Annotated in this window: 15 protein-coding genes and 1 other RNA gene; 7 read left to right on the top strand and 9 right to left on the bottom strand. The window is 65.3% G+C overall.

The genetic code is table 11. From position 1 onward, the window contains the following. On the bottom strand, positions 1 to 2,007 hold a 2,007-nt coding region (locus VNN10_13070; GenBank protein ID HXH22951.1), incomplete at its 3' end, for a site-specific DNA-methyltransferase. A 654-nt stretch (positions 2,008 to 2,661) separates the two neighbouring features. Here VNN10_13070 and VNN10_13065 point away from each other — a divergent pair. Next, complete coding sequence (locus VNN10_13065; GenBank protein ID HXH22950.1) at positions 2,662 to 3,588, top strand: tyrosine-type recombinase/integrase; 927 nt, start codon at positions 2,662 to 2,664, stop codon at positions 3,586 to 3,588. 4 nt (positions 3,589 to 3,592) lie between these two features. Here the strand turns inward: VNN10_13065 and VNN10_13060 are convergent, their stop codons facing one another. Continuing rightward, a complete protein-coding gene (locus VNN10_13060) occupies positions 3,593 to 4,735 on the bottom strand; it encodes a hypothetical protein (GenBank protein ID HXH22949.1) in 1,143 nt (380 codons plus the stop codon). Then, positions 4,722 to 5,120 (bottom strand): helix-turn-helix transcriptional regulator, encoded by a 399-nt coding sequence (locus VNN10_13055; protein HXH22948.1) that lies wholly within the window; start codon positions 5,118 to 5,120, stop codon positions 4,722 to 4,724. Before VNN10_13055 ends, VNN10_13060 begins: the two co-directional genes overlap by 14 nt. A 102-nt stretch (positions 5,121 to 5,222) precedes the next feature. Between VNN10_13055 and VNN10_13050 the strand changes: the two genes are divergently transcribed. Together VNN10_13050 and VNN10_13045 are read left to right on the top strand one after the other, a co-directional pair. Then, positions 5,223 to 5,459 carry a helix-turn-helix transcriptional regulator gene (locus VNN10_13050; protein ID HXH22947.1) on the top strand — a complete coding sequence of 79 codons (237 nt, stop codon included), beginning with the start codon at positions 5,223 to 5,225 and terminating at the stop codon, positions 5,457 to 5,459. Beyond that, positions 5,452 to 5,607 carry a hypothetical protein gene (locus VNN10_13045; GenBank protein HXH22946.1) on the top strand — a complete coding sequence of 52 codons (156 nt, stop codon included), beginning with the start codon at positions 5,452 to 5,454 and terminating at the stop codon, positions 5,605 to 5,607. Before VNN10_13050 ends, VNN10_13045 begins: the two co-directional genes overlap by 8 nt. A gap of 151 nt (positions 5,608 to 5,758) precedes the next feature. Here the strand turns inward: VNN10_13045 and VNN10_13040 are convergent, their stop codons facing one another. Next, a complete protein-coding gene (locus VNN10_13040) occupies positions 5,759 to 6,376 on the bottom strand; it encodes a hypothetical protein (GenBank protein HXH22945.1) in 618 nt (205 codons plus the stop codon). Positions 6,377 to 7,048: 672 nt separating this feature from the next. Then, positions 7,049 to 7,403, bottom strand: a transfer-messenger RNA (tmRNA) gene (gene ssrA, locus VNN10_13035). A gap of 59 nt (positions 7,404 to 7,462) precedes the next feature. Here ssrA and malQ point away from each other — a divergent pair. Together malQ and VNN10_13025 are read left to right on the top strand one after the other, a co-directional pair. Further along, a complete protein-coding gene (gene malQ, locus VNN10_13030; protein HXH22944.1) occupies positions 7,463 to 9,448 on the top strand; it encodes a 4-alpha-glucanotransferase in 1,986 nt (661 codons plus the stop codon). A 58-nt stretch (positions 9,449 to 9,506) separates the two neighbouring features. After that, entirely contained in the window at positions 9,507 to 10,913 is a 1,407-nt protein-coding gene (locus VNN10_13025; GenBank protein ID HXH22943.1) for a cytochrome P450, read from the top strand. Here the strand turns inward: VNN10_13025 and VNN10_13020 are convergent. Next, a complete protein-coding gene (locus VNN10_13020; protein ID HXH22942.1) occupies positions 10,897 to 11,979 on the bottom strand; it encodes an LpqB family beta-propeller domain-containing protein in 1,083 nt (360 codons plus the stop codon). The two genes, VNN10_13025 and VNN10_13020, sit on opposite strands and share 17 nt — an antisense overlap. A gap of 141 nt (positions 11,980 to 12,120) precedes the next feature. Here VNN10_13020 and VNN10_13015 point away from each other — a divergent pair, with 141 nt between their 5' ends. Both VNN10_13015 and VNN10_13010 read left to right on the top strand, forming a co-directional pair. Further along, on the top strand, positions 12,121 to 13,389 hold the full coding sequence (locus VNN10_13015) for an LLM class flavin-dependent oxidoreductase (GenBank protein HXH22941.1): 1,269 nt from the start codon (positions 12,121 to 12,123) through the stop codon (positions 13,387 to 13,389). 82 nt (positions 13,390 to 13,471) lie between these two features. After that, the gene (locus VNN10_13010; protein ID HXH22940.1) at positions 13,472 to 13,894 is read left to right on the top strand and encodes a hypothetical protein; all 423 of its coding nucleotides are present in this window, start codon (positions 13,472 to 13,474) and stop codon (positions 13,892 to 13,894) included. A 44-nt stretch (positions 13,895 to 13,938) separates the two neighbouring features. On the opposite strand, the gene VNN10_13005 is transcribed toward VNN10_13010, so the two are convergent. The 3 genes from VNN10_13005 to VNN10_12995 form a co-directional block, all read right to left on the bottom strand. After that, positions 13,939 to 14,520 carry a methyltransferase domain-containing protein gene (locus VNN10_13005; protein ID HXH22939.1) on the bottom strand — a complete coding sequence of 194 codons (582 nt, stop codon included), beginning with the start codon at positions 14,518 to 14,520 and terminating at the stop codon, positions 13,939 to 13,941. Between the two features lie 102 nt (positions 14,521 to 14,622). Next, entirely contained in the window at positions 14,623 to 15,090 is a 468-nt protein-coding gene (locus VNN10_13000; protein ID HXH22938.1) for a GtrA family protein, read from the bottom strand. An 8-nt stretch (positions 15,091 to 15,098) separates the two neighbouring features. Further along, positions 15,099 to 16,046 carry a glycosyltransferase family 2 protein gene (locus VNN10_12995; GenBank protein ID HXH22937.1) on the bottom strand — a complete coding sequence of 316 codons (948 nt, stop codon included), beginning with the start codon at positions 16,044 to 16,046 and terminating at the stop codon, positions 15,099 to 15,101. Between the last annotated feature and the right edge of the window lie 46 nt (positions 16,047 to 16,092).

The following is a 16,092-nucleotide window of genomic DNA, read 5'->3' as shown; positions in this document are numbered from 1 at the left end:
GATGTACTGCCCGGCCTTGCCTCGGATACCGGCCCGCAGGAGCTCATCGCGCCATTCGGCCTGGCGCAGGGTCTCGCCGGAGCGGGCGATGGATGCGTCCGCCGGTTGTGGCGCGCCTTCGAGTAGCTCGTCCACCGACTTGACCGCCGGGGCGGGCACGGCCTCCACCGTGAACGGACCGCTGACGCGCGTCTTCTTCTTGTCCACGAAGGGCTGGTCGTAGAGCGTCTCCTGGGGCGCGTGGCGGGCGATGGCGGCGTCGATCTCCTCCTGGCGCTTGCGCCGCAACTGCCACCACTCGGCCAAGAGCCGCTTCGCCTCCTCCGACCACGCGCCCTCGGGCTCGCGCGGGATTTGCCATTCCTCCCGCGATTGCCCGAGCAGGGCGTTCAACTGCTTGCGCAGAGGTTCGAGGCGCGGCTGCCAGCGGGCGTGGATGCCGTCGATCTCCGGGTTGTTGGCGATGGACTTGAGCGTCACATGCGGCACGGTCTTGTACTTGAAGCCGCTGCCCACGCCCTCTTCTGGATGCGCCAGCTCGTAGTAATCGAACACGGCGGTCATCAGGCGTTGTTTGGCGAGCGTGAGCGCCACGCGCGAGGTGTCGCAGGTGATCCAGCGACGGCCCCACTGCTCGGCGACGAAAGCCGTGGTGCCGCTGCCGCAGGTCGGGTCGAAGACCAGGTCGCCGGGGTCGGTGGTCATGAGGAGGCAGCGCTCGATGACTTTGGTGCGCGTCTCGACCACATATTCTTGGTCGGGATTGAAGCCGGCCGTGTCGTCCCAAACTTCGGACAAGACCTTGAGTGGATAGTCGCTGATGTAGTATTTCCAACGCAGCTTGTTCCCATCCTTGACCATCCGCCCCGTTCGTTTCAACGCCTCCATGCCATCGGGGTACGCCAGTTTCCAATGACTGTTCTTGTTGGGCCTGAAGGTTTCTCCCTCGAATACAAGGGGTGTATCTTCACCCGGCGGCCCCGAACTCTCCAAGCTTACGAGCCGGAAAACTCTCGCCCCCGATGGCAAAAGTGACGGATCGATCATTTCGGCCCGCGTGATCTTTCGCACGGCGCCATCGGGTAGCTCTACGTTGCTGTAGAAGGCATCGGGCAACTTGTCAGAATACAACTGGCGATATTTCAGGTGTTCCTTCTCTCTCGCATACCAAACTAGATAATCACTCGTCCGGCCCAACTCATTGGAAACCATGCTGCCGGTCTTGGCGAATGTGATCAGTCTTGCAAAATTCTCCGCCCCAAACACCTCATCCATCAATTCGCGCACGTGGTGCACGTTCTCATCGCTGATCTGCACAAACACGCTTCCGCTCTCGGTGAGCAGTTCTTTTGCCAGCAGCAGCCGGTCGCGCAGGTAGGTGAGATAGGAGTGGATGCCCAGTTCCCAGGTGTCGCGGAAGGCCTTGATCTGCTCCGGCTCGGCGGTCAGGTCCTCGTCCCTGCCGTCCCTCACGTCGCGCTTGTTGACGAAGGGCTGGAAGTTGGAGCCGTAGCGGATGCCGTAGGGCGGGTCGATGTAGATCATCTGCACCTTGCCGGCCATGCCCTCCTTCTCCAGCAGCGAGTTCATCACCAGCAGCGAGTCGCCGGCGATCAGGCGGTTCGACCAGCCGTGCTTGTGCTGGTAGAACTCGATGGCCTGGCGGAGCGGCTCCCGGCGCTCGGCCTCGAAGAGGCCGAGCTGTAGCGGCTGGCTGTTGGCGTTCCGCTTCCGCACGGCCTCGATGATGGTGCGCGGGTCGATGCGCTCGTGCACATGCAGCGAGACCGTGGGCACCTCGAAGGAGGTGTGCTCGGCCTTGCCGGCCCAGACGAGCTGGGGGTCGAGGTGGGGGTCGTAGGCGTAGCGCTTTTTCTTCTGCCCGGCGTCGGGGTCGGTTTGGGGCGTCACCAGTCCGACGGGCGGGTTGTTGAGGCGCTGCTTGTCCCGGTGCTCGTAGGATTCGATCGGGCGCTTGTTTGTCTGGGACTTACTGATGCCTGGCATGGGAAGAGCACCTCCAACTCTGGGATCCGGCTCCCGTGCGGGGTGGCCGGCCACTGCCGGCGCCGAAATCATCAGATCGTACAGGACAAACTGGATTGGTGTGCCGAGGTCCATGAGAGACGGGGTTCACGCCGAGCACGCCTCGGCCCACGAAAACGCTCATGCCACCAGCCATTGCCTCATCGACTTCTCGTGAGCTGATGGAAGGCGGTAGAACTCATGCTTCTGGACTGGCCAAGGTTGAGTCATTCCCAGACAAGCCTCACGAAACGTGGCCCTCGCTGCTTTCAGTCGGCGGTCATTATATCGGTAGAGGCCCACCGGGCCTTGGCGCCGGCCTCAGATTAGAAAACGCGCGCGAGGGTCTGTCCGGGTCGGCGCTGCCCTAGCAGCAGTTTGACCATGGCGTTTCGCCGCGACCACGAATGAAAAGGGCCGCGTACATCGTCCTGAAGGTGGGCGAGAGTCTGGCCAGCGCCGCGTCGGCGAGGCGGCGCTGGGCGCGGATGGGGTGGTCTTCGGGGACGAAGGAGTCAGGCGTGAGGGGTGTGAGCGCCCACTCGAGGGGACGAACTTCAACCAGTAGCTTGCAAGGCTTGACTCGTTAGTGAGACTACGCGTGTATAGCACGACCTCAAGAAAGGAGTCGTGCTCATGACCGCCATCGCCTACCTCGACGAATCCGCCTCCGGCTGGGACCGCACCCTCTACGCCTTCCTGGCCGAGAAGCAGCGCCGCTCCGGCTCGCTGCGCACCGTCCAGGCCTACTCGCGCATGCTGAACGAGTTCTTCGGCCGCGCCGCGAAGACGCCTGACCAGGTCACCAGTGCCGACGCCTTCGCCTGGGCCTATGGCAGCGGCCTCTCCGGCAAGCAGCCCTCCTCGATCACCATCGCCGCCCGGTTGGCCTGCCTGAGCAGCTACTACCGCTTCCTCATCAGGATGAAGGTCGTCGCCTCAAACCCCTGCGACGCCATCGAGCGCCCGCGCGTCTCACCCTCGAACCCCAGGGGCCTGACAGCGGACGACATCCGCCGCCTGCTCGCCGTTGTCCCGGAGACGCCCGTCGGGCTGCGGGACCGGGCGATCATCCTGTTCCTCACCTTCACCGGCCGGCGCCGCTCCGAGGTCCTGGGCCTGACGGCCGGCGACCTGAGCTTCGAGGGCGCGACCTGCTACTACGCCTACCGCGGCAAGGGCGGCAAGACCGGGCGGCGAGAGCTGCCGCAGCCGGCGCTGGAGGCGCTGCGGGCCTGGCTGGCGGCGTCTGGGCGCGACCTCGCGACGATGGCGCCGGGCGACTCTTTGTGGCCGTCTCTCGCGGACGGGCGCGGCATCACGGGCGGCACCTTCTACGCCAACCTGCGCCGCTACCTGCAGAAGGCTGGCCTGCCGCAAGCCGGCGTGCACATCTTCCGCCACTCGGCGGCCAAGCTGCGCCGGGACGCGGGCGAGTCCGTCGAGGAGGTGAGCCGGTTCCTCGACCATTCGAGCCTGGCCGTCACGACCACTTACCTGCGCCGGCTGGAGGGACAGGAGGACCGGGGCTGGGCGAAGGTGGCGGAGGCCCTTGGAATCTGACCTGTCAGGTTCGGACTGGGGCCGCAGTCCCGGGGACGGACGATTCGCGTAGGGGCGCTGGGTAGTACTGCGTTTGAACCTCGGGCCGCTGCCGGAGACGGCGTTCGAACTGACGCGGCGTGCGAGCGACTATGAACCCTGGTCGAGAATTTAGCCAATCCTCGAACTGGACAAACCGATCGGTCACCTCCACGCCCAGCCGGTCAATCCACGGGGCGAGAATCCAGAGCGAGTCGTCGCGGACGGCGAATACCAAGACCCGCCATGGGACCCAGCGAACGAAGAACGGCTCCGCGATGACGAAGTAATTCTCGCCGTCGAATAGTGCGCCACGGTCGATTTCGATCATGACTGGGCGGCCTACCTCGATTGCGGCCTCCGTCAGGGCATACTGCGCCGCGCTCAACTCTCTGCGAGGAAGTAGTCCGTGCTCGAGGAAGAGGGCATGGGGTCCTCTCTTACTAAGCGAGAAGCCCTTGATGTGGGCTCGTTGGCGGATAACGAGGTCTGACGCGCTTGCCCGCCCCCTGGCCACGAGCCGCCACGGGGCCTCGAAGAGCCAGACACCGCCCACCGGGCCCGCGGACGAGGAACTCTTGGAATACAGCTCCTGCAGGCGCACGACTACGGACGACAACGACCGGCCCCTCTCCGAGGCGAAACGCGGCAGGTCGAATCCAAGCTCCCACAGGCGCTCATGCGTTGCTTCGCTCTGCATGAGAAGGTGACCGGCGAAGCGGTCGGACTTGCCGTTCATGGCGCGGTTGTCATGGGTGTCCAGGCCCGCATAGCCCTTGGGTTTCGCCCGCTTGAACGCGTTCTCCAGGACTTCGCGTATCTCGTGAGGGATTGTCGTCTCCCACTGCTTCATGCTGGCGTCGGGCCGGACATGAATGGTTGGCGACTCGTCGTGCCAGGTGTTTACGGCAATGAGACCTTCAGGCGCCTCCGGGAGCGCGGTGATCGTGATCCCCAGCCTTGCGCACACCTGGCGGAGGTCAGAGGCGTCTGGAAACGGCGGCAGTCCGTAGAACTGCCGGAACGTCTCAACCAGGTGTTCAGTTCGAATCTCTGAGTGGTGGCTGTAAGGCCGGATGTAGTTCCGGGCGAAGTCCTCGAGGGCGAAGAGCGAGTTACTCGCCCTCACCTTTCAACAGCCTTTTGTTGGTCGCGCTCTCGTAGAGCTCGATGATCGCGCGTTTGCTGGCCTGGTCGAGTTCGCCTTTGAACCGCGTGCCGAACTGGAACTTGGGGTCCGCGATCACCTGTTCGAACGCAACGTCCACCTCGGTCGCTGAAGGCGCGTCTACGTAGCCGGCTGCCTCGAAGAGTTCGCCTACCGGCCGTCCGTACACGCGGGCGAGGGCGACAAGTATCCGCGGATTGGGCTCGGTCCGGCGCCCGTGCTCCAGTTGCGAGAGGTAGACGTTAGACACCACACCTCCGGTCCTCTGCTCCACCTCGCGCAGGCTCAGGCCGGCACGCGTGCGCAGGTCGGTGAGGAGTTGAGCCAGCTGGGGCACCTTAGTCATGACTGAAGCGTAACACCTCAGTGCTGTCGTAGCAAGCGTTTGCAAGCGGGCTATGCAACCTGCAGCTAGCGGCCCTATACTTTCGACGAGACTGGGCGTTCAATGGCTAGGACATTTTACCAGTTCCGCGTGCGCCGCCAGGCGTTTCTGAGGTGGATGGCCCGAAGAAACGTCTCCCAGAACGACCTGGCACGGCGCTGCGGTATCTCCTCCGGCTTCATGTCCCAGCTCCTCTCCGGCAAGCGCAACGCCGGCCCCAAGACTCGCGCACGAATAACAGCCGCCTTCCCGCGCGATGACTTCGACAAGCTCTTCGAGGAGATCGAGCTCGATGGTTGACTCCCGGGCCGTGAGAGAGCGTGTATTGGTCCGCAATGGTAAGGACCAAGGGCAAGTCGCCCTCAAGGGACCCGAGGTCGAGTACCTGCTCACCACCTGGGCCGAGGTCGTGAGGGCGATCCTCCTGAGGCGGTCGAATGGCTCCTAGACTTCGTGCCGTTGGCTACGTCCGTGTTTCCGGCAAGAAGCAGGTCGAAGGCGCCTCACTCGAAGCGCAGGAAGCCGGGATTCGGGCCCTATGTCGCAAGCGCGATTACGACCTTGTCGAGGTGTATGTCGAACCGGGAAGGAGTGCGCGCTCAGACAAAATCGAGAAGAGGCCAGAACTGCGGCGCCTGCTCGACGACGCTCCCCGAGGGAAGTTCGACGTTGTCGTCGTGCACAGCGTCGACCGCTGGGCGCGCAACATCCTGACCCAGTGTCAGGCCCTCCAGATACTCGGGAAGTCCGATCTCGGGTTCGTGAGCTGTCAGGAGGAGTACGCCGACTTCACCACCCCTCAAGGCCGGCTCCTTCTGACCTTGATGGGTGCCTTCGCCCAGTACTTCTCCGAGCAGTTGGGCTTCCACGTCAGCAAGGTAAAGCGCTTCCAGGCTGAGCAGGGCCGCGCGCCTGGCCCGCTGCCTTGGGCCTACCGCGCGCCTGAGCCCGGCGCGACGCCGGTCCCCGTCCCGGAGGAGGCGCGGGCTATGCATGAGGCCTTCGAGGCCCGCGCGGCCGGCGCCAGTTACGGGGAAATCGCTCGTCGCCTCAACGCCCAGGGTTTCCGCACCCGCGAGCGCAGGAACTTCACCGCCCACGCCCTCAAGGACCTCCTCGCCAATCCCTTTTACGTCGGCAGCTTTCGCTACAAGGGCAGGGTACTGGAGGGTAACCACCAGCCCATCGTTTCTCAGGAGCTCTTCGACGCCGTCCAAGCACGCAGGCGCCTGCCTGTTCCCAGGCGCACTTCCGGGCCGGCGGGCCTGCTTCAAGGCATCGCGGCCTGCGGTCACTGCGGTCAAGCCTTGCAGTCCGACCGCCACCGCTTTGGCGCCCCTATGTACCGCGAGCGCCATGCCAACGATTGCCCGACCAACGGCCGCTCGGCCATGGCCCACTCATTCGACTCTCAAATTCAACGGATCGTCACGTCCCTCGAACTTCCCCCAAACTGGCGCGAGCTCATCGCCCAAGGCGCATGCCGTGTGCCGAGTGGTGCGAACTTAGACGACCTGCGAGAGCAGCGTCGCCGCCTGGCCGCCGCTTATGTGAATCTCGAGATACCCGAACGCACCTACCAAGCAAGACTCGCTCGAATCGATGCCCAGATCCTCGAGGCCAGCGGCAGCACCTCCGTGGACTCGACGGTCGCGGCCAACCTGCTTGCAAACCTGGACCAACTGTGGAAGGAGGCAACCGAGGAGGAACGTCGTAGGCTCTTGGCGCCGCTGATTGAGCGGGCCTACCTTGACCTCGACTCCAAGCTGATCGGCGCTATCGTGCCCACGCCAGCTTTTCGCGCGCTGCTATCGGTAGCAGTCAGGAGAAGCGGCTCGTGCGTCTACCTGGTGAGCCCCGAAGAACAGGCCCGTGGAGACGTTTGGAGATGGTGGAGACGGGGGGGAATCGAACCCCCCGTCCAGAGGAAGACCGTCCGGGATCTGCTACAGGCTTGTCCGGCCTTTTGGTCTCGCCGCGCCCACGCCGGCCGGCGGGCTCAGAACGCGGCCTTGTCGATGGTCTTCGGCGCCAGCTATCGACGTCGCCGGCGCAGCACCCCGACATTGCGTCGCCGGTTCTCCGCCCATCGGGGTGAGGCGGAGGCCGACGTCACCGCTTAATTAAGCGGCGAGGGCGAGTTCACGTTCGCCAGTTACTTTTTGCCACCGTGATTAACGAGGCTGACGGCACCCTCGGCCTGCAATCCGGGTCCGGCGTTCCCTGTCGAAACCTGTCGTCCCCGCGTACTTGATTATAGCAGGCCTCCAGACTCGAAAGGCGCCTTCGCATACGATGGCCCCATGACCGCCGCCTCTCGCGAGGGCCTCGCCGGCCTGGCCTCCTTCCTCGGCGTCCAGCGCTCCTACCGGGACGCCACCCGGACCCTCCGGCGACCGCCGGCGGAGGCCATCGCGGCGACCATCGAGGCGCTGCTGGGTGAACCCGTCCGCGACGCGGCCGCGGTCCTGGAGCGGCTCCAGCGGGAGCGCGCCGACCGCCTCGCCGGGCCCATCGCCACCGTCTGGCTGCCCGGCCCCGCGGCCATGCCGCTGAGCGCCGGCGCCGTTGGCGCTGCCAGCATCGAGTGCGCGCTCGACGGGTCCAACGGCGCGCGCGAGTGGCGCGTCGCGTCGCGCGGCCTGACTCTGGACGCGCGCCGCGGGCACCTTCTCCTGCCCTTGCCGGCGCTGGACGCTGGTTACCATACGCTGCACCTTACTGTCCGCTACCCAGGCCGCCGCGCGCGCCGGACGTCCGTCATGGTCATCGCAGCGCCGCGGCGGGCCTACGCCGGGCCCGATGACCGCGCCTGGGGCGTCTTCGTCCCCCTGTACGCGCTCCATTCCGCGCGCTCCTGGGGCATCGGCGACTTCAGTGACCTCTCACGATTCGCGCGCTGGGCCGGAGGGCTCGGCGCCGGCGAAGTAGCGGTGCTGCCGCTCTTTGCCGCCTTCCTCGACGAGCGCGAAGGCGTCTTCGACCCCAGCCCTTACTCGCCGGCAAGCCGCCTCATGTGGAACGAGGCCTTCCTTGACGTCGAAGCGTTGCCGGAAATGCAACGGTGCGAGCGCGCCCGCGAGATCGTCGCCTCACCCGACTTCCGGCGCGAGCTCGCCCGACTGCGTTCGACGCCCCTCGTCGACTACTCACGCGCGGCGGCCCTGAAGGCGCTCGTGCTGCGCGAGCTATCGGCGGCGGTAACGGGCACAAGACGGCGGGACCTCCAGGCCATGCTGAAAAGCAGGCCAGAGGTCGCTGCGTACGCGCGTTTTCGCGCCCGCACCGCGGCCAATGGCCCCTGGCATGATTGGCCCTCGGGAGAGCCCGCCTTCGACCGCGATGTCGAGGCCTATCACGCTTACTGCCAGTTCGCCGCCTCTCAGCAGCTCGTGGGCGCCGCTTATCAACGCGAGGCCGCCGGTCTCTATCTTGACCTGCCCCTCGGTGTCCATCGCGCCGGCTACGACGTCTGGCGCTGGCCCGGGTGCTTCGTGCAAGCAGCGAACACCGGGGCCCCGCCCGACCCATTGGCAGTCGCCGGCCAGGACTGGGGGTTTCCGCCACCCCACCCAATCGGCATCCGGGAGGAGCGCTACCAGTACGTTATCGCCTACATGCGCCAGTCTATGATCTACGCCACGCGGCTGCGGATCGACCACGTCATGGGCCTGCACCGCCTGTTCGTGATCCCTCGCGGCTTCGAGGCGCGCGATGGCGTCTACGTCCGCTACCCGGCGGAAGAGCTCTACGCGATCCTCAGCCTGGAGTCGCATCTGAACCGCACCGAACTGGTGGGCGAGAACCTCGGCACCGTGCCCGCGTACGTGAACGCCGCCCTCCGCCGTCACGGGATTACCGGCACATACGTCGTGCCCTTCGAGGTGGGCCCGGAGTCCGACCCGCCTCTGCGCCCGCCGCGCCGCGACGAGGCCGCGACCCTGAACACACACGACCTCCCGCCCTTTGCCGCCTGGTGGCAGGCGTCATCCTGGGCCCACGGCGCGCTCAAGCGTCTCCTTGCCCGCGAAGGACTGCTGCCCGAGGGCGGCGATCACCCGGCAGCCGTGCGCGACGCCCTGCTTGCCTATCTGGGCCGGAGTGACGCGCGCATCGTGTTGGCCACGCTCGAAGACCTCTGGCTGGAGACCCAGCGCCAGAACGTACCCGGCCTCAACGAGGAGCCGAACTGGCGCCGCAAGACCCGCTTGTCTCTCGAGGAAATCGAGTCGGATCCATCGATCCGCGGGACGCTCGGAGTGCTGGACCAAGCCCGGAGGGGCCGATAGCGCCGGCGCGTCGCTCGCCGAAGGCTTCACGGCTCCCGCCTGATAGGATCGATGCGTGATGTCTTCACGCCGGGTGCCGCCCGGCCCGCGTAGCTTCTCACCATTCGGGAACCTGCCTGCTCTCCAGCGAGACCCCCTCGGCACCTTTCTGCGCGACCGTGAGCGCTACGGCGACGTCGTCCGCTACCGCGGCGGCATCTGGTACGCCTACCTCGTGTCGCACCCGGACGACATCAAGCATGTGCTCCAGGACAACAACCAGAACTACCGCAAGGGGTTCTCCTACGAGGTGCTCAAGCCCGTCCTCGGCCAGGGCTTGCTTACGAACGAAGGCGAGTCCTGGCTGCGGCAGCGCCGCCTGGCGCAGCCCGCGTTCCACCGCGCCCGCATCGCCCGCATCTCCGGCCTCATGTCGGAGAGCATAGAGGCCATGCTCGCCCGCTGGGACTCGCGCCTTGACCCCGAGGCGCCGGTCGATGTCCTGCCAGAGATGATCCGCCTGACGCTCGAGATCGTGAGCCGTACTCTTCTCGGCGTGAGGCTCGGTCCGGAGGCGGACCAGGTGGGCCAGGCAGTGCGAGAGCTGCAGGCACACGTCAACTATCGCGCCACGCACCTCTTCAGCCTGCCCGAGAAGTACCCCACGCCACGCAACCGCCGCTTCCACCGCTGGCTGGCGCTCCTCGACGCCATCGTCTTCCGCATCATCGATCAGCACCGCGCGGCCGGCCCGGGCGGCGACGACCTGCTCTCCATGCTCCTCGCGGCGCGAGACCAGGAATCGGGCGAGGGCATGAGCGACCGCCAGTTGCGGGACGAGGTGATGACCATCTTCCTCGCCGGCCATGAGACCACAGCTACGGCGCTCACCTGGACCTGGTACCTGCTGTCGCAGCACCCTGAGGCCGAGGCGCGCTTGCACCGGGAGGTCGACACCGTCCTCGACGGCCGCCCACCCGTGTACGACGACCTCGCATCGCTCCCTTACACCCGCATGATCCTCGAGGAATCGATGCGCCTCTACCCGCCGGCATGGGCCGTCGGCCGCTTCGCGGTCGGGCCCGACACGGTTGGCGGTTACGATCTGCCGGCGGGCTCCCAGATCGTGATGAGCCAGTACGTTACGCACCGCCACCCCGCGTTCTGGGAGCGTCCCGACGAGTTCGACCCCGAGCGATTCACCCCCGAGCGCTCCGCGGGACGGCCTCGTTTCGCTTACTTCCCTTTTGGTGGCGGCCCGCGTTACTGCATAGGCGCCGACTTTGCAATGATCGAAGCGCAACTCACCCTGGCGGCGGTGGCCCAGCGCTACCGGCTGCGCCTCTCGCCAGGACATCCTGTCGAGGTGGACCCGCTGGTGACCCTGAGGCCGAAGCACGGCATGGTGATGCGCCTCGAGCGGCGGCGGCCGGGCCGGGCCGGTGTCTCGTCCGCTACCAGCGGCGCCGTCAGCGCAACGTCGTAAGCTCGATGAGGCCGGTCCCGTCCTCGCGGACGACGTATACGGGTATGCCCCCCTGGGGCGACGGGCGCGAGACGTAGAAGGTCAGGCAGCGGCCGTCGCGAGTCCACCTCTGGCGGAACTCCGATCCAGCCAGGTCTGTCACGCGGCGCAGTCCGGAACCGTCCGTGGCGATCGTGTAGAGCTCGACGCTGCCCGTGGCTTCCGAGAGGAAGGCAAGACGCTTGCCATCGGGCGAGAACTCGATCGGCAGGTGTCCGACAGGCGCGACGAACTCGGGCGTCGGGCTGCGCGTAAGGTTCGTGACGCCGGTGCCATCGGGACGAACCGTGAAGATGTCGACGTTCCCGGTCGTGTTCGAAAGATACGCGATGAGGCTCCCGTCTGGCGACCACGAGCCTGAGAACGCAAAGCTGCCCTGGTCGTAGTTCGTGACGCGCCTTAGCCCTGAGCCGTCTGAGTTGACTACGTAGACGTTCGTGCTCTCGATCTCACGGCCCATGAAGGCTATCCGCGAGCCGTCCGGCGACCACGTGGGTGTGTCCGCAGAGAACATCGTCGCCGTCAGGTTCGCCAGGCCAGTGCCGTCCGCGTTCACGACCCATACGTTCGAGCGGGCGCCCTCGCTCGAGCTTCGGGCCGACTCGAAGGCAATTCTGTCGCCCCTGGGTGACCAGACCGGGGGGTTGTGGTCGTGGAGCTGAAGAATGTCGGCAAGGCGGCGCGCGTTTCTTCCGTCGGAGTCCGCCACCCATAGCGCCGGCGAGGGGCGGATATCGTAATACGCGACCCGGCGTCCTTCGGGGGAGACGACGGGGTGGATCATCCCGGTCCCAATCGGCTCGGACAGCGAGGCCCGGCCGTCGCGGAAGGTCAAGAGCCTCGCCTCGCCCGTGTTGCTGTTCGAATTCACGACGAGCGTCCCGCTGCAGGCCTCCGGCTGCGGCGTCTCCGCCGCTCCCGGAGGCGTCGCCGTAGGCGTGCTGCCCTCCCTGCCGTCGTCGGAGCAGCCCATGGCGATGAGCGCCAGGACGGCGATGAGCGCGAGCGCCGGTCTCTTCGGGGTCATGTCTCGAGTGTACTGACGCCGTCCGAAGCAGGTCTGTGACCGAGGTCTCAGCCTGCGGGTGGCATTTGGCTTCCTTGACAGCTTGCGTAAGCGTCAGATAATAGCGCTCAAATCCCGGTAGCCACCCGTGAAGGAGTCCAGATGAAGTTCGGCCTTTTCTATGAGCTCCAACTTCCCAAACCCTACGACAGTGACACCTGGGACCCGGACGCCGAGCACCGCATCTACAAGGAAGCGTTGGAGCAGATCGAACTGGCCGACAAGCTGGGCTTCGACTACGTCTTCGAGGTCGAGCACCATCACCTCGAGGAGTACGCGCACTCATCGGCGCCGGAGATCGTCCTCGCCGCTGCCAGCCAGCGCACCAGGAACATCCGCCTGGGCCACGGCATCGTCTTGACTCCGCCGCCCTACAACCACCCGGGCCGCGTCGCCGAGCGCATCTCCGCCCTCGATCTCGTGAGCGACGGGCGCGTCGAATTCGGCACGGGCGAGTCCTCGTCGGCGAACGAGCTCGAGGCCTACCATGTCCCCTGGGACCAGAAGAAGGCGATGTGGGAGGAGGGCACGCGAGTCGCCCTGCGAATGATGTCCGAGGAGCCGTTCCCCGGTTACGAGGGCGCGTACGTGACCTTCCCGCCGCGCAACGTCATCCCCAAGCCCCTTCAAAAGCCGCACCCGCCGGTGTGGGTAGCCGGCGGCCGGCGCGAGACGGTCCTCACAGCCGCCCGCCTGGGCATGGGCAGCCTCGGCTTCGGCTTCGAGACGCCGGCCGAAGCCGACGAGCGCGTCCAGACCTACTGGCGGCTCATGCGCGAGGAGTGCCGCCCGATCGGCAAGGCGGTCAACCCTGGCCTCATCGTCCTCAGCCAGTTCGCATGCGCCGAGACGGAGGAGGAAGCGCAGCGGCGCGCCGGTGACGGAGGCCAGTTCTTCAGCTTCGCCCTCAACCACTTTTACAGCCCCCTCACCGGCCCATACCACAACCACGCCCGCACGAACCTGTTCCGTGAGTTCACGGACACGCCCCCCGAGGAGCGCATGGCCCGCCTGCAGGCGCGCAGCCAGGACCAACTCTCGCAGCTCATCCGCACGGAGCAGGCGCTGACTGAGAAGGAACCGGAGGACGAAAACGCCCGCGCGCTCTGGCGCGCCGCCCGCGCCCGCGCCGCCATCGGCACGCCTGACACGCTCCGCGCCTACCTCTCCAAGTACGAAGAGGGCCACCAGGACGTGATGCTGTTCATCGCCCAGGCTGGCAGCCGCAGGCACGAGGACATCATGGCGAGCATCGACCTCTTCGGCCGCAAGGTCCTCCCCGACTTCAAAGAGCGCCACGAGACAGTGCACAAGAAGTGGCGGGAACAGCAGCTGGACAACTTCAAGTACCCGGTGAACTCATCGATCTAGGGACGATGGTCGTGACCGGTGGCCGGAGGTCCGGTCCGACCACCGACCACTATTTGCCAATCTCCTGGGAGGCAATACACCAATGCCGAGCGACCAGGTCGAACAGATCAAGGACGGCGAGCTACGCGACCTCATGGCCAGGGCCTCGACCGCGCTCGACGAAGGTAAGAACTACGACTGCGTCCGCCTCTGCGCCGATGCCTACCTGCTCCTCCTGAAGAAGAACGAGGCCGTGATGCAGGGCCTGAAGCGCGTCATCGAAACGCCGCGCGTCAAGGCCGGCCTCGAGCGAGAGATGATCCGCTTCGCGCCGCTGATGTGGCCGCGTATGGCCGCGAAGCTCCACCTGGAGGGCCCTGAGCCCGAGATCGTCTTCGACCGCCAGCACCTCGGCTTCGGTGAGGCGATCCAGTACTACGAGTTCACCCTGAACCTCATCGTGACCGCCGAGGAAGGCAAGCTGGAGCAGCAGATGCAGGCGGCGCTGGGCGGCGGCCTGGCGTAGCAGCAGGACTCAGTTTCATGCCCCGCCTGACCGCATCGCCGTGGTTACCGACCAGAACGAACGGCGGTGACAATTAGGTTCTTCCCCAGGTAATGAGCGAATACGTTGTCGAGGACCCTGCTGACAGGGAAGACAAGCCTGTCATAAGCCCGTAGCAACTGCTCGTTGATCTCCCCGGTACCCGGGTCGAGGAGGCGGTAGGCCAATGTGGCAATCACGCCAAGGCTGTCGGCGTAGCGGGCGCTGACCACCTGAAACTGCGCCGCCGTGAGGAGATCGACAAGCACCCTACGTGTATAGCGACGAAGGTGGCCCACCTTACGGTCCATGCTGGTGAAGAGCCACGGGAAAGCGGGCACATAGACCAGGAGACGACCACCCGGCTTCAGCTTCTCTGCCCAGGCTTTCGCCGCCGCCTTATCGTCGGCGATGTGTTCGAGGACATTAAGGCTAAAGATGTTGTCCACCTCTCCGCTTGCGATCTGGGAGATATCGGGGAGCACCTCGAGCCCCCGAGCTGTTATCTGGTTTGCTAGGGCGCTATCCGGTTCGATGCACGTAACGCGAAAGCCGCGCTCGGCGACTGCCATCGCGAATCGCCCGGTCCCGGCCCCAAAGTCGATGATGAAATCACCCGGGCGCGCGAACCATGTCCAGAAGGAAGCGGTTATAGCGTGCCGCCTGGGCCATAACCTCTAGATTCGCGAGTCCGGAGTAAGCATCCATACTCACCCTAACTGCGAAGGCCGGCTGAGAGCAGCGCCATACCGGAAAGCGAACTGTCGTGACAGCACATAGTTGTAGGCGGCGGCGCCCAAGGCAGCAGGAGCAAGCGCCAGCAAAGGCTCGCGAGAAAGGCCTGGGAAAAGCACCAGCAGAGCCAGGAACACCGCAACGTTGAGCCCTGCGCCGGAAATTTGCACCCCGACGTAACGCAGGTACTGCGATGCGATCGCTTCGTCAATGTGTCTCTGCGAGAAAAAGGTCCAGCGGCGATTCAAGAACCAGGTCAGCGTAACGGCCATCGGGAACGAGACGCCGCGCGCAAGAAGCGTGTCTACGTGTGCTAAGTTCACGAGCGCGGTCAGGAGGGCGCCGTCCACTACAAAGCCGGCGACTCCGACAACAGCGAAGCGGGCAACCGGGAGGCTGAACAGGCCTGCGCCCTTGAAGGCTCCGGCCTCCGCCTGACTCATCGGTGCACCTATGTCCGCCCCCCGCCGCCTTGCTCGTCGTCGGCGTGTGCTGAGAGCGTCGGGAGACTCAGATAGAAGAGGCGCTTCAATTCGTGACGCCCGCGCGTCACCGTATCGAGGATGATGCCCGCCGTGAGGCTCAAGAACGCGACAAGCATGATCGCGCTGGCCAGCACTGCGCTCGGCAACCGCGGCACGAGTCCGGTCTCAAGGTAGTCCTTGACCACGGGGATCGCTAGCAGTACCGACAGGGCCGCAAGGCAGAAAGAAATCGTACCGAAGAAGAGCAGAGGCCGCTCCTCCTTGAAGAACAAGGCCAGCGTCCTGAAGACCCGGAAGCCATCTCTGAACGTCCGCAGCTTGCTCGTAGAGCCAGGTGGTCGCGGCCGGTAGGGAGTTTCGATCTCCGCGAACTTCATGCCAAGTTCGAGGGCGTGCAGCGTTAGCTCTGTCTCAATCTCGAAGCCACTCGAGAGCGCGGGAAAGGACTTGACGAAGCGCCTAGAGAAGACGCGATAACCGGAGAAGACATCCTTCACCGCCCTGTCAAATATCCTTGCGAGCAAAAAGGCAAAGAGATTCTTCCCAAAAGTGTGCCCGGGACGATATGCCGATGGTGAGTCAGTAACTCGAACGCCTGTGACCATGTCGAGGTCGTTCGCGGCCAGCATGTGGATCATTTTTGGCGCAGTAGAAGCGTCATACGTGTCGTCGCCATCCACAAGCACGTAAACGTCGGCTTCGATGTCCGCGAACATTCGTCGTACCACGTTGCCCTTGCCCTGCAGCGGCTCATGTCGCAAATTCGCCCCCGCTGCCACCGCAAGGTCCGCCGTTGCGTCGGTCGAATTGTTGTCATAGACGTAGACGGACGCGCCCGGAAGGACTTCTTTGAAGTCACTCACGACCTTCTGCACGGACATGGCTTCGTTGTAGCACGGTATAAGGACCGCCACTTTCGGCAATGCCCCTCGCACCCGGACTCGGCTCGACCCTTCCAGG

The sequence above is a fragment of the Dehalococcoidia bacterium genome (assembly GCA_035574915.1).
In the GTDB taxonomy this organism is placed as follows: domain Bacteria; phylum Chloroflexota; class Dehalococcoidia; order DSTF01; family WHTK01; genus DATLYJ01.
The sequence above is the reverse complement of the archived record's forward strand: the minus strand, read 5'-3'. Positions and strand labels throughout refer to the sequence as shown.